The following is a 12,851-nucleotide window of genomic DNA, read 5'->3' on the forward strand; positions in this document are numbered from 1 at the left end:
GTGCGACCCCTTTGCGATTCACTCATCGGGAGAGTCCCGACGGGCTTCAAGCCAGGATCGGTCTCCAAACGTCTTGTCTCTCTTTGACGGTCTTATGTCTCTTTCCGCCCGCCCTTCGCCAGTTCCCAATGGACTTTCGCTGTGCCGGCGTTGCATGATTATGGGGTAACCATGCTCAGCAACGGGAGGAGTCCGGTCATGAGGACCTTCCAGGATGGCGGCACCATGCAGGTGGCGATGATTGTGCGAGATCTGAATGCCGCGCTGAAACGGCATTGGGATTGCGGGATTGGGCCCTGGGACATTTATCAGTTTGAACCGGGCAAGGTGGAAAATTACATCTATCGCGGCAAGCCGGCCAATCACACCTGCCTCATTGCCATCACCTGGAGCGGCGATACCCAGCTTGAGCTCATTCAACCGATTTCCGGCTATAGCATTTATGATGAACATCTCGAGCGCCGCGGTGAAGGACTTCATCACATCAAGTTGTTCTATTCCGACATGCAGCAGGCCATCAGGGACTATTCGGCGCGCGGCTATCCGGTGATCCAGTGCGGCCGTATCGACGAGGATGAGCACTACTATCTCGATACCGAGAAGGACTTCGGCTACATGATCGAGCTGGGGAATGCCGGCCGGATCCGCCCAGCCGAACGGCGTTATCCCGCTTGAATGTCACAGGTGGCAAACAGCAAGTCGGCAATCCGGGTACTTCGTCAAGGTCCGGAATCAGTCTTTCGCATGACCACGGTGTGTCTCGAAGCCACGGCTCTGGTTACTTCCACAAAACCAATTCACAAAACTTGTTATGTGAATCAGTAGCTGACATGTGCTCCGGCCTGAGCCGAACGAAGCAGACACGCCACAGCAGGCCAGCGAAGTCGGGCTGATGCTTTCATCCATGAGCCCCGCCGAAACGGTCAACCGGCCCTCCTGCAAGTCCGGAGAGTTGCTGACCCTCCCGCCCGGCACTGTCCAAGCGGTGTCAGACCAGCGTGATATCGTTAGCCATACTGAAGATGTTGTCCACGCCCAGCAAGATGATGCGCGGTGAATCCGCACCCGAGCCGGAGAGGTCAATTGCGCTGTCGCCTCCGGAACTCGAGCCATGCTGGGTCAGGATCTGGTTGATCGTCTTTCCAGGGAAGAAGCTCTCGTCCAGCAGCAGTGTGTCGATGTCATCCTGAAAATCAGTGATGAAAACGCGGCCGGCTCCGATATCGACTTGGAAGTTATCCTTTCCGCCTCCGCCCGTGAGTTCGGCATTTCCATTGTTTCCATTCAGGAAATCAAACCCGCCACCGCCCACCAGGATATCGTTGCCATTGCCGCCGAATAGAACGTCGTTGCCTGTCCCGCCGGTAAGCCTGTCTCGGCCGCCATCGCCATTCAGGACGTCATTGTCGGCGCCGCCTTTCAGGATATCGTTTCCAATCCCCCCGAACAATTCGTCATCGCCACCAAGTCCCGAGAGCGTGTCGTCGCCTCCGTTGCCATTGATGATATCAGCGAGCTGGGTGCCGCTTCGGGTATTGTCACCTGGTCCGAGATTGATGTCAGCCATCGTTCAGCATCCTCTGTAAAGGTTAGCCTCAATGCGCCCACTCGCCTTGACCTTCGCGCAAAACAGCGGTCCTGACAAGTCCTGCTCGTGATGGCAGGATCCCGAGAGGCAAGTGCTGAACGGTCTGCTGTGGTGTTGTAACGGTTTTGCCATCTCGGCATCATTCACAAGCAAGCTCCGGAGGCGTGAGTGAAACGGCACCGAAAGGAGACCCCGGCCGTGTATGTTCTCAATCCAAGGACTCCGCACCAGGAATGGCCACTCACCGGGAGTGATGCTTCAGTGCATTTCAACAGGCTTGGGTCCACATCCAGGGCAGATGCCAGTCGGTTCCAGCTGAGAACTGACCGCGCAAGTGCGAGATCTCACCAAGTTCTCTATCTCCAGTCCTCCTCGAAGTCGCTTGCGCGTCGCAACAGGAACTTCCTCGATCCGGACCGGACGGATAATCTCGTGAAAGCTTACATCTAGATGACCATGAAGTCCGACGCGGAAAGACTGAGGTCCGCTTCGAGCCGGGCAAACAGCTTGGCTGCCTTATGTCCGGTCCCGTCGCTATCGTACAACAGGTTGCCAGTGTCGCTGTCATAGATGATGCGGTCGCCGGCATCATGGGCGGCGCCCGTCGCGCTCTTGAAGAACGCTCCCGGATCAAGAACACCTTCGCCACCGAGTTTCGTGAAGATGAGATTGTCCAGCAGGATGATATCATGGTCGACGTCGAAATCCGTGATCCGGTCGATATTGCGATTTCGAAGCGCGGTCGAGAAACGGAAGCTGTCCTCTCCGCTGCCGCCTGTGAGCCTGTCGGCCGCCAGACCTCCATCAAGCAGGTCGCTGCCGGAATTGCCGGAGAGAATGTCGGATCCCGCAATTCCAGGTTCCGCGGGCACAGGCGGGAACTCGACCGATACGTTCAGCTTGTAGGTCGAGCCTTCCGGCACGGTTTCGGCCCAGCCGTCGCCAGGCGCCGACTCCGACCAGCTGCCTTCCAGTATGTAATATGTGCCGGAGTCCTCGATGACGGCGACCAGGCTAGAGTCGCGGTTGCTCGCGGAACCTGGATCACCGCCGCCATCATCGTTTTCGGCGACGATGTTGCCGTTGCTGTCAAGCAGCCTGACCCAACTGTCATGAACATCGGGATCGGCAATTCCATCGATGTCGATGGTGATGACCGTTCCAGCCGCCAGGTTGACTTTATAGTAGCCGCCCAGCCCGTTTCCGGTGGCGCTGACGGTCGAATGAAGTGTCGTCGTCGAGTCGAAGATGTGCGGGTCGCTCGTGAGCGAAAAGTTGTTGGAGATATCGAACGCGGCTGCAGGCGAGTTGTTTGTTGCGTCCTCTCCCAGTGTGGCGTAGCCGGAGCCCAAACCCGGGCGTGGCGGCGCTTCGCCGTGATAGGCGAAATCGCCGAGCAGGATGTCATCGCCCCGGTGGCCCCTGATGGTGTCGTTGCCGCCTTGACCTGTCAGCACGTTTGCGGCGTCGTCTCCGGCCAATTGATCATCGAAGCCCGAGCCCCCGAGGTTCTCGATCGAGATATAAGTATCGCCGCCAGAAATGCTTCCGGACAGCGTGAGTCTGATCCCCGCCGACGCATCGGAATAATCTGCTGTGTCACTGCCGGCCCCGCCGTTCATCGTGTCCGCGCCTTCGCCGCCCGCCAGCGTGTCGTCGCCGGCGCTGCCCGAGAGGTCATTGGCCTTTCCATTTCCGATGATGTGGTCGTCGAATGATGAACCCACCGCATTCTCGAAGCCGGAGATGATGTCATGCCGGATCGCTGCGCCCTGGCCCACGATCTGGACCGGACCGTCGCCGTCGCCCCCGCGGGCCGTGCCGCCTGCGAGATCGATCGTCACGCCGCCGGGGCTTCCCGCATGGACGACGGTGTCGATCCCCGAACCGCCGTTCAGGTAGTCCTGACCGGAGCCGCCGATCACCGTGTCATTGCCTGCCCCGCCGTAAAGGATGTCGCCGTCGCTGCCGCCATCCAGCATGTCGTCGCCGCCGTTGCCGTTGAAGTAGTCTCCGCCGCCCCGGCCCCAGAAGTGGTTTGCCGCTGAAGTGCCGATGAAGCGGTCGGTGCGGTCATCCGACCCGATCAGGTTTTCAATGCTGTAGAACGTGTCGTTCGAGGCCGTGCCGCCACTGGCGGTGTTCGTGGCGAGGTTGACCAGCAGCTGGAACGGGCTCTCCTTGCTGAAATCGACGGTGTCGCTTCCGCTCCCGCCCATGAATATGTCGATGCCATCCTGGCCGCTCAGCGTATCGTTGCCGCTGCCGCCATAGAGAGTATCGTCGCCCTGGCCACCGAGAATGACGTCATCGCCGCTTCCGCCATAGAGCGCGTCGTTGCCATCGTCGCTTTCGGTCTGGTCGTCGAGATCAGCAACGCCGATGGTGTTGTTGATGTCGCGGCTGGCCAGCGAGTCGCGGCCGCCGATGATGACATCATCGCCGCCCCGGCCGAGGATCATGTCGGCGCCGCCTCCGCCGTCGAGCGTTTCGCTTTCATCACTCCCCAGGACGACGCTCCCCATCACGGTGGCGCTGCCCAGAGAGGCGCCGTCGCCAGTTGACTGCAGCATCGGCTGGTCGGCGTAGATGATATGTTCGACGTTGGCGATGCTGGTGATCACGAGGCTCGTCGACAACACGATGACGGTATCATCGCCGCCTTTGGCCCGCTCGCGAATGACGTCGTCCAGCGAGTCGACGAAATAGACGTCATCGCCGCCCTTGCCGGCCATTCGGTCGCCGCCGCCGCCGCCATTCAGGACATTGGCGCCACCGTTGCCGATCAAAATATCTGCAAACTGGCTGCCGATGCCGGCCTCGATGAAATAGTCGGCCGCGTTGGCGTTGTTCCCGGCGAAGATCGAGACGTTGTTGTGGTGGCCGTTCACACTCGAAAAACGGCCGGCGCGCAAGTCGAGGACGGTCTTGCCGGTGGAACCCGAGAAGTCGATGGTATCCGCTCCGCCCGTATCATGGATCACGAAGCCGATGTCATGCTGCGTGCCCGAAGTGGCCAGTTGATAGCCGTACTGCGTGCTGCCGAAACCGTAGGCATTGTCACCCGTGTTGAGGTCGATGTGCTGATAGGTGCGTACGCCGGCATTGTCGACCGTCGAGAAGAACCGCCGGATGACGGCCTCGATGTCGGCCATGAGCGGCGTCGATGCCGACCAGCGGCTGGTACCGCCCACATCAATGCCGTCGAAATAGGACATCACGCTGTATTGCTGCCTGTCGTAGATCCAGGTCGCATTGTTCAGATAATTGATCTGCACGCCGCCGGGGCCGCTGTAGTTGTAGAGCCCCGGGTGGTCCAGGCCGAACTCATGGCCGAATTCGTGAATGAAGGAGTCGAACACATAGCCGCCGACATCAGTCCTGTCGGGTTCGGTGTCATGGAAACGCTGGCCGATGCTGACAATCCGGTCGTTGGAATAGGCGCTCCCGTCGTAGCGCTCACCAAGCTCGGGGCTGATGATCTTCATCCAGTCCGTCTTGCGATTGAACGGCGCATCGTCGACGATCTCGAATGTCAGGGGCGTGACGGAGGCCCACATCTGTAGCGCGCCGGTTGCGGCCGCCTTGAAGTCGGGATGATCGTTGAGCTCTGAAACATTGATCCTCAGCGGCCCCGCAGCGATCTCCGGCGTCAGGCTGCGCGCCAGTCCGCCGAGATAGTCGAGAAAGGCATCGTAGTCTTCGCTCTTGCTGAAAGGATTGTCCGGAGTCTGATCGTTGACCCACCACGTGTCGTTCGCCTGGTTCTGGCGCGGCATCACATCACTCCTGTCCGGCTCGTGTCAACAGCATAGCTGACAACGACCACATTCATCATTCAAGACTGCCAGCCTGCCGCCAAGGCCGCAGATTAGCGTTCCCGTGTATCCTGTCCACCATCATTGGCCGTGTCAGGCCCGACCCTGGTGATCACACTCCAGCTTGAGCCGTCGGACGGCCAACATCCGGACGGTCCATCTCTCGCCGTGACGCGGAGGCGGTAACCTCCCGGCAACGGACTCTTCTTGGCCAGTTCAGGCGCAAAAGTCACAAGACAAGCAACCGGCGATCAGCTGACCGCCGGTTGCTCGAAAGCCTTGAAGCAGGCGCATTTTCCGCCTCGCAAATGAGTCCACTTGCTCGCCCGTTGCGCTCGTAGCACAGTTGTCGTCTACCATCACCGTGAAGAAGCCCCGGTGTTTCCACCGGGGCTCCAGTTGGACTTCGATCCTCAGATGAAGATGAAGTCCTGGGCGTTGATGTTGGGAGCGCCCTGGACAGTCGCGATGAGCTGCGCAGAAGCCGCACCCGTGCCGTCGACGTCGAACCAGAGCTGGCCGGAACCCGTATCGTAGAGGACCGTCGCCTCGGCCACGACGGAGCTCGGTGCGCCGTTGGCCACGAAGGTCACGCCCTCCTCGAGATCGGTGCCCGGATCGACTCGGAAGCCGAGGCCGGCGAAGTTGAAGGCGTCATTGCCGGACTCGAAGTCGAGGATGATGTCGTTGCCTTCGGTGCGGGAATTGTAGACGTAGACGTCGTTGCCGGTGCCGCCCGAGAGGCGGTCGGCGCCTGCGCCGCCCCAGAGGATGTCATTGTCCGCACCGCCCGTGAGACGGTCCTTGCCGGCGCCGCCCAGCAGCGTGTCGTTTCCAGTGTCGTCGGTGAGCACGTCGCCGCCGGCACCACCGTCGAGCAGGTCGTCACCGAAGCCGCCGGTCATGCGGTCAGCGCCGCCATTGCCGTACATCCAGTCGTTGCCCTCACCGCCCGTGACGGTGTCGTTGCCCGCGCCGCCGAACATGGCGTCGTCGCCGTCGGCGCCATCGAGAATGTCATTGCCGGCCTCGCCGAAGAGGAAGTCGTTGCCGTCGCCGCCGAACAGGCGGTCATCGCCGATGCCGGCGAGGATGTAGTCGTCACCGAAGCCGCCGGTGATGCTGTCGTTGCCCTCGAAGGCGGCGATCACGTCATTGCCGGACTGGCCGTTGATGATGTTTGCGGCGGCAGTGCCGAACACCAGGTCGTTGTTGCCGCCGGGCACGAGGGCCGGTTCTGCGGCATCGATAAGCGTGTCGATGTAGTTGATGAACTCGTCGCGCAGAGAAATTTCGGCTGCGAGAATGTCGGTCGGAATGTAGGGGAGGATCGCCATCTGAAGTCTCCTGATTTCTGTTAGTGCCCATCATCGGGCTGACATTGAGGAAAACGGAGGTCCGGCATTTCTATTCCGGCTGGCGGTAAAGTTTTTTATTTGGCTGACAAGCAGTAATGAAAAGGGCGCCACCGCATGCGGTAGCGCCCCGGACAGTCGGAATATGGTTCTCTCAGGATGCCTTGGCGAGCTCAACCGTTTCTTCTTCAGGCGTGAGCGGTTCGCCCGCCTCGATGGTGCCGAGATAGCTGTCGATGGCGCTGAGCGAAGAGGCCGGTGCAAAGCTATCCTGCGTCAGGGGAGCGGCGACGGCGATGTCGAGGCGCCAGCCGGCGCCATCGCGGCACCCGATGCCGACGACAGATTGACCGGAAGCCCCGTCGACTTCAAACTCGCGGCACAGCGTTCCATCCTTGCTGCGAACGCTCGCGATCACCCGCACCTTGCCATTGGCGATGGCGGCCTCGGAGCCCGAGGCTTTAGAGGCCAGCACGGTGCCGATCTCGGCAGGGAGCGGGCTGCCGACCGCTGCGAAGGCGGGGCCGGTGGACGACGGCGCACTCTGGCCGAGCATAAAGCCTACGGCACCGGCCACCACGGCGGCGAAGGACGCAGCAATCGGCAGGGACCACGAGCGAGGCGCTGCGGCCGGTGCCTTCTGCTTCGGCTTGAAGGCCAGGACGTTGCCGGGCTCCCCAGCCTTCGAATCGGCTGCGGCGACCATGGCTTCGATGGAGCGCCGAAGCTCATCCGGAACAGGCTCGCCCGCGAGGGGGCCGCGCACATCCCGCATCAGATCGCGCGTCAGGCGGAACATGTCCACCTTCTCCTGGAGCTCCGGGTCGGCGGCGACGAGCTCCGCGATCCGGCGCGCATCGGCAGGGCCGAGTTCGCCGTCGGCCAGCGCCATCAATTCCTCGTCGGTCGGTCTCATCTGTGACATGTCTTCACCTGTACGGCTAAAATCCGGTCTGGCGCATTAACGTTTGCCAGCCCGGTCTATTCCCGTGGCAGCAGCGATTTTCACGCGGGCCCGCGCGAGGCGGCTCATCACGGTCCCGATGGGGATGCCCAGCATCTCCGCAACCTCGCCATAGGAGAATTCTTCCATGACCACCAGAACCAGAACTTCGCGCTGGTCATCCGGCAGCTGGTCGATGGCCGCCATCACCGCGTTGAGGGTCAGGCGGGCCACCTGCGCTTCCTCGCCATCCATACCGGCAATCTGTTCGATCTCACCTTCCTCGGCGGTCATCGCCTCGTGACGGCTGCGCCGTATGGTGTCGATCCAGGCGTTCCGGGCAATCCGGAACATCCAGGAATCGAACCGCGTTCCGGGCGCCCAGCTATCCTTCGCGGCCAGTGCCTTGGCACAGGCCGTCTGGACCAGCTCGTCGGCCTTGTCCGCCGATCCCGTCAGCGAGCGGGCAAAGCGCCTGAGCCGGGGCAGCATGGCGATCAATTGTTCTGAGAAACTCTGCGTCATGTCACAATCAGAAAGAGATGTTGCACTATCGCATAACAGATGAAACCGCCATGCTCCAAGAAAGTCGGTGAATCGTATGGAATAGATGTTTTTCCCGTTCGTTCTTTCGGGAACTCAAAATCCATGGAGACGGAAATGGAACGAAAAACTGGGCCCGGCGGATTTCTCTGCGGGTTGTCTGTTGCGCTCGGACGGATTTGCCGCGCCGCCGGGTTTGGCCTCGTCGTCGGTGCGCTGGCCCTGACCCCCGGCACCTGGGTCGCAAGCGCATGGGCGGACGACGACGGAGACGATGGTGGCGGTGGGGGCCGGGGACGGGGCGGCGGCCAGCGCAGCGAGCGAAGTGAACGCAGCGAACGCAATGAGCGCAAGACGTTCGAGACGAAGAAAAAGAAGGCGGTTCAGCAGCGCAAGAAGAAGGTAGCCGCCAAGCCCGCGCCACGTCCGGTCGTTGTTGCCCTCGACTTGCCGGAAGCGGGACTGACGGAGGCCACCCGGCGCGGGTTTACGGTCCTGAGCGACGACACACTCCAGTCTGTCGGCGTCCGCGTGCAGCGGTTGCGGCTGCCGCGCAACATGTCCGTCGCCACGGCCCGCAATGTTCTGGCCAGTCTTGGCGCGGCCGAATCCGATGTAAATTCAATCTACCGGCCGCAGGAGGAGGATGAATGCGCTCCGTCAACACCATGCTCTCCGCTGGTCCTGGTGGATTGGCCGGTGAATGCTGAACTGCCTTGCGCTGCCTCGCCGGTGATCGGCCTTGTCGAAACCACGGTGAACACGAAAGATGCTTCACTCGCCGGGCAGTCGGTTGAAGTGATTGACCTGAGACCCAAGGGGACGGCCAGGTCGGGCAATGCCCATGGCACGGCCGTCGCTGCCCTTGTTGCCGGATCGCGGGGCAGCAACGCCGAAGGCTTGCTGCCTCAGGCCCGCGTGATCGCGGCCGTGCCCTACTATCGGTCGTCGGGCGGCAACGATGTGGCGCAGGCCTTCGATGTCGTTCGCGCCGTCGATGCCCTGCTGCGCGAGAGTCCCCATGTCGTCAACCTGAGCCTTGCGGGGCCGGCGAATGCCGTAATCGAGCGTGTCATCAAACTGACCGTCGCAAAGGGCGTGCCGGTGGTAGCCGCCGCCGGAAATGCCGGATCGGGTTCAAAGCCGCTCTATCCGGCAGCTTATGAAGATGCTGTGGCGGTCACGGCAGTCAGCCCCACCTTGCGCATCTACAGGAGAGCACCGCGGGGCGAGCACATCGACTTTGCCGCACCCGGGGTCGAGGTCCCCGTGGCCACCGGCACGGGGCGCGTTGCATCGCGGTCTGGCACATCCTATGCCGCGCCCTATGTCACGGCGGCACTGGCGGTGATGCGCCTCCGAAGCCCCGATGCGCCCATCGCCGACCTTGTGGCGGAACTCGCCCGCACCGCGCGCGATCTCGGAGAGCCGGGCAAGGACAAGGTCTTCGGCTGGGGCCTCCTGCAGGCAGACGGGATTTGCGGAAACTCGGGTTGAGCGCCCGGCGCATCGGAAGGAGTATATTCCGTATCCTCGCGAAGCCCGTTCCATCGCTGCTAGCTCCGCCACATGCAGCATTACAATTTGGTAAAATTGATGAGCGCCCGGGAATGAATTCCCGGGCGCTTCGTTTTCCTAAGCGAGCCGCAGATTGAAACGCGGTGACAACTCGAAGGAGACAATCATGACCAACAAGATCGAGACGACCGAACTTTCCCGCCGCAAGATGCTGGCCCGCCTTGGGCTTGCCCTCGGAGCCGCCTATGTTGTTCCGGTGCTGACCCAGATCGGCAGCGCCGAGGCCGCATCGCGCCCTGACAAGCCGTCCAAGGCATCGCGCCCGGACAAGCCGTCGAAGCCCTCGCGCCCCGACAAGCCGTCGAAGCCCTCGCGCCCGAGCAAGCCGTCTAAGGCTTCACGCCCGGACAAGCCGTCGAAGCCTTCGCGCCCGGACAAGCCGTCGAAGCCCTCGCGTCCGGCCAAGCCGTCGAAGCCCTCGCGTCCCCGCGGCCTCGCCCGCATCTTCGGCAAGAGAGACGGCTGACGTGTTTCGCAACACCAACAGGAAGGCGCGGGCAATGCCCGCGTCTTCCGGTCCCGTTCAGCTGCTTCTGTTCCCAGGGCTTGGCCTTCCGGTCATCCTGCGCGAGGCGCCCGATGTGCTCGCCGGGCTTCGCAGGGCCGTCCCAAGCTGGACTCCGCACATCCGGACCGCGCCAAGCGCCAGACTACCCTCACTCTGTAGCGTATCGAGAGAGGCAGACGGTTTCACCCTGCGGTCGATCTTTCTTGAGGAGCCCATCACGGGTCTTGCGGCTGCGGGAGCGGTCTGCGGAATTGTTGCCGACCTTGCGCAAGGCTATTTCGAGGAGCGTTCCGGCTTCTCAGGCCTACACTGCGGCGCGTTCAGGTTCGGCGGCAGGCTCATCGCCGTCACTGGCCCTGCCCACGCCGGCAAGAGCACGCTGATCGCGCGCCTGTCGGCAGAAAATGACATGCAGATCCTCTGCGACGACGTACTGCCCATAACCGCAGACGGCATGGCGCATGGGCTTGGCATCGCGCCACGCCTCCGGTTGCCCTTGCCAGAGGGAACGCATGAACAGTTTTCCGGGCATGTCGCGCGGCACATCGCGTTGAGTGACGGGCACCACGCATTCATCGCGCCGCCGACTCTGGCCGCGCATGGCACATCCCAGCCGCTGGAAGTGCTGTTGGTCCTGTCGCGCGAGAACGGTGCTGCCGCCTCTCTCCAGCGGTTGGGTGCTGCGGAGTGTCTGCACCATGTGCTTCGCCAGAGCATCTACGCGGCAGCCAGCGAGGCTGCAATCGAGCGCGCCAACCTGCTGTCCGAGCGTCTCGCCTGTTTCAAGCTGACCTATTGGGATATCGAGGATGCCGTCAGCCTCATACGCGCGACGTTGAGCCATGCCAGCCTGCCGGAAGAAGGCCAACCCGGCTGCAAGCCGCCTGCCGGCCATTCCGCAACAACCGCGCCGCTTCCTCAAGCCGACCTGCGGCTTGGCTGGAAGAGGCAGGAGAACGTCACTCTCCGGCGCATGGCGGGCGGACTCGTCCTCTGGCACGGTGAACATGGAACCGCGTTTCACCTCAACCCGACTGCGAGCGCGATCTGGACTCTCCTGGCCGAGGTCAACTCCGGAGAAGAAATCATCGCGGCTTTCGCAGAGGCCTTTCCCGATCAGCCAGCAGAGAGAATCAGAATCGACCTCGGGCAACTCTTCGCCCAGATGGCCGAGGAGGATCTGATAGCCGTCACATGAACCAATGCGCGCGCATCCAGTGAACTAGCGGGACTGCATATAGCCGAGCAACGATTTGCTGCGGAATCGCGAAGGCCACACAAACACTGTTTGAATAGCTGCGGACCCATGAGGCCATGTTGAAACCCTTGTCCTCATCAGAGATCGAGGAAGCCGTCGGCAAAGCTGAGGCGTTCCATGCGTCTGAGCGTGTCGGCTCCATCCGAACCAGTGAGCGCCGTAACCTGCCAGACATTCGCAGCGATGAGTTCGACGACGTAATCGGCCTGGTTGCTGGCAAATTCGGCGGTGTCGAAACCGCCGCCGCCATCGAGCGCATCATTGCCTTGCCCGCCAATCAGCGCATCGTCGCCGTTGCCGCCATTCAGGGTGTCGTTGCCGCGCCGGCCATCCAGCGTGTCGGCACCGCTGCTTCCACCGTTGAGGATGTTGGCGCCTGTATCGCCGCGCAGCGTGTCGTCAAAACCCGTGCCGTCGATCTGTTCGATCCCGGTATAGCTGTCACCATCAAGGAGGACTGAATTGCTGGCGCCGCTCTGCAGGTTGAAGTTGACGCCTGCCGCAAGACCACTGAGATCGAGCACGTCATCGGGCGACAGCGTGCCATCGTAGTTGTCCCTGCCGCTGCTCGCGATGATCCGCACGGACGCAGCCCCGCCCACGACCTTCTCGATATTGTCGAAACTGGCGGTGACGAGACTGCTGACATCGATCGTCCGGATGGCGAATTGGGAATAAAGGGGATCGTCGACGCCGGGCAGCACACGCGTGAGATCATCCGGGCTGTTGGCGAACAGCACCTCCGCCTGGCGCACCAGACCCGGAAACAGTTGCTGCCCGTTGAGGGTCCTGAACTCGGTGGTGCCGGTGTCAGCCCACACGTCCAGCGGCCTGATCAGTTCGGCAACGTAGAATCCCGTCCCCTCGGCGACGTATCTTCCACTTCCGAAGTCGAGGTCGATATGTCCTTCCACCTCGCCAAGGTCGAGCGTATCGCCCCCCGCCCCGCCGTCGATGCTGTAGCCCCCGGTTCCGATGATGATGAGGTCGTTGCCATCGCCGCCGAAGGCATCGTTCAAATCGCTGCCCAGCACCAGCACATCGTTGCCCTCGCGCCCATCGAGCGTATCCTGGCCACTTCCGCCGCTCAGCACGTTGCGGCCGGCGTCACCCCGCAAGACATCGTTGCCGTGGCTGCCGATCACGTTCTCGATGCTTGTGAGCGTATCACTGCCGAAGCCGCCTGTGGCTGTGCCTGCTGCAAGGTCGACCGTGACGCCGCCGAAGCCCGAGGCCGCCATTTCGCCGCGCGGGCCGTCC

10 protein-coding genes are annotated in these 12,851 nt (G+C 62.1%); 4 read left to right on the plus strand and 6 right to left on the minus strand.

The features are described 5' to 3' along the window. Window positions 1-225 precede the first annotated feature (225 nt). A complete protein-coding gene (locus tag ACEW8Q_RS11775; RefSeq protein WP_373504249.1) occupies window positions 226-675 on the plus strand; it encodes a VOC family protein in 450 nt (149 codons plus the stop codon). A 313-nt stretch (window positions 676-988) separates the two neighbouring features. On the opposite strand, the gene ACEW8Q_RS11780 is transcribed toward ACEW8Q_RS11775, so the two are convergent. From ACEW8Q_RS11780 to ACEW8Q_RS11800, 5 genes are all read right to left on the minus strand, one after another. Beyond that, a complete protein-coding gene (locus ACEW8Q_RS11780; RefSeq protein WP_373504250.1) occupies window positions 989-1,567 on the minus strand; it encodes a calcium-binding protein in 579 nt (192 codons plus the stop codon). A 467-nt stretch (window positions 1,568-2,034) separates the two neighbouring features. Beyond that, window positions 2,035-5,367 carry a M10 family metallopeptidase C-terminal domain-containing protein gene (locus ACEW8Q_RS11785; RefSeq protein ID WP_373504251.1) on the minus strand — a complete coding sequence of 1,111 codons (3,333 nt, stop codon included), beginning with the start codon at window positions 5,365-5,367 and terminating at the stop codon, window positions 2,035-2,037. Between the two features lie 452 nt (window positions 5,368-5,819). Further along, complete coding sequence (locus ACEW8Q_RS11790) at window positions 5,820-6,743, minus strand: calcium-binding protein (protein ID WP_373504252.1); 924 nt, start codon at window positions 6,741-6,743, stop codon at window positions 5,820-5,822. 172 nt (window positions 6,744-6,915) lie between these two features. Continuing rightward, window positions 6,916-7,686, minus strand: a complete 771-nt coding sequence (locus ACEW8Q_RS11795; protein ID WP_373504253.1) for an anti-sigma factor — start codon at window positions 7,684-7,686, stop codon at window positions 6,916-6,918. Between the two features lie 36 nt (window positions 7,687-7,722). Further along, on the minus strand, window positions 7,723-8,229 hold the full coding sequence (locus ACEW8Q_RS11800; protein WP_373504254.1) for an RNA polymerase sigma factor: 507 nt from the start codon (window positions 8,227-8,229) through the stop codon (window positions 7,723-7,725). Between the two features lie 135 nt (window positions 8,230-8,364). Here ACEW8Q_RS11800 and ACEW8Q_RS11805 point away from each other — a divergent pair, with 135 nt between their 5' ends. From ACEW8Q_RS11805 to ACEW8Q_RS11815, 3 genes are all read left to right on the plus strand, one after another. Further along, on the plus strand, window positions 8,365-9,744 hold the full coding sequence (locus tag ACEW8Q_RS11805; protein WP_373504255.1) for a S8 family serine peptidase: 1,380 nt from the start codon (window positions 8,365-8,367) through the stop codon (window positions 9,742-9,744). Between the two features lie 187 nt (window positions 9,745-9,931). Further along, on the plus strand, window positions 9,932-10,291 hold the full coding sequence (locus ACEW8Q_RS11810; RefSeq protein ID WP_373504256.1) for a hypothetical protein: 360 nt from the start codon (window positions 9,932-9,934) through the stop codon (window positions 10,289-10,291). A 34-nt stretch (window positions 10,292-10,325) separates the two neighbouring features. Then, window positions 10,326-11,531 (plus strand): PqqD family protein, encoded by a 1,206-nt coding sequence (locus ACEW8Q_RS11815; RefSeq protein WP_373504257.1) that lies wholly within the window; start codon window positions 10,326-10,328, stop codon window positions 11,529-11,531. A gap of 137 nt (window positions 11,532-11,668) precedes the next feature. Here ACEW8Q_RS11815 and ACEW8Q_RS11820 read toward each other — a convergent pair. Then, on the minus strand, window positions 11,669-12,851 hold a 1,183-nt coding region (locus ACEW8Q_RS11820), incomplete at its 5' end, for a calcium-binding protein (RefSeq protein WP_373504258.1).

Origin of the sequence: Aestuariivirga sp. (genome assembly GCF_041738905.1) — a bacterium.
Taxonomy (GTDB): Bacteria; Pseudomonadota; Alphaproteobacteria; order Rhizobiales; family Aestuariivirgaceae; genus Aestuariivirga.

Coding starts and splice junctions, on each gene's coding strand:
- ACEW8Q_RS11775 (WP_373504249.1), top strand. CDS start 226: ATGCAGGTGGCGATGATTGTGCGAGATCTGAATGCCGCGCTGAAACGG.
- ACEW8Q_RS11780 (WP_373504250.1), bottom strand. CDS start 1,567: ATGGCTGACATCAATCTCGGACCAGGTGACAATACCCGAAGCGGCACC.
- ACEW8Q_RS11785 (WP_373504251.1), bottom strand. CDS start 5,367: ATGCCGCGCCAGAACCAGGCGAACGACACGTGGTGGGTCAACGATCAG.
- ACEW8Q_RS11790 (WP_373504252.1), bottom strand. CDS start 6,743: ATGGCGATCCTCCCCTACATTCCGACCGACATTCTCGCAGCCGAAATT.
- ACEW8Q_RS11795 (WP_373504253.1), bottom strand. CDS start 7,686: ATGTCACAGATGAGACCGACCGACGAGGAATTGATGGCGCTGGCCGAC.
- ACEW8Q_RS11800 (WP_373504254.1), bottom strand. CDS start 8,229: ATGACGCAGAGTTTCTCAGAACAATTGATCGCCATGCTGCCCCGGCTC.
- ACEW8Q_RS11805 (WP_373504255.1), top strand. CDS start 8,365: ATGGAACGAAAAACTGGGCCCGGCGGATTTCTCTGCGGGTTGTCTGTT.
- ACEW8Q_RS11810 (WP_373504256.1), top strand. CDS start 9,932: ATGACCAACAAGATCGAGACGACCGAACTTTCCCGCCGCAAGATGCTG.
- ACEW8Q_RS11815 (WP_373504257.1), top strand. CDS start 10,326: ATGCCCGCGTCTTCCGGTCCCGTTCAGCTGCTTCTGTTCCCAGGGCTT.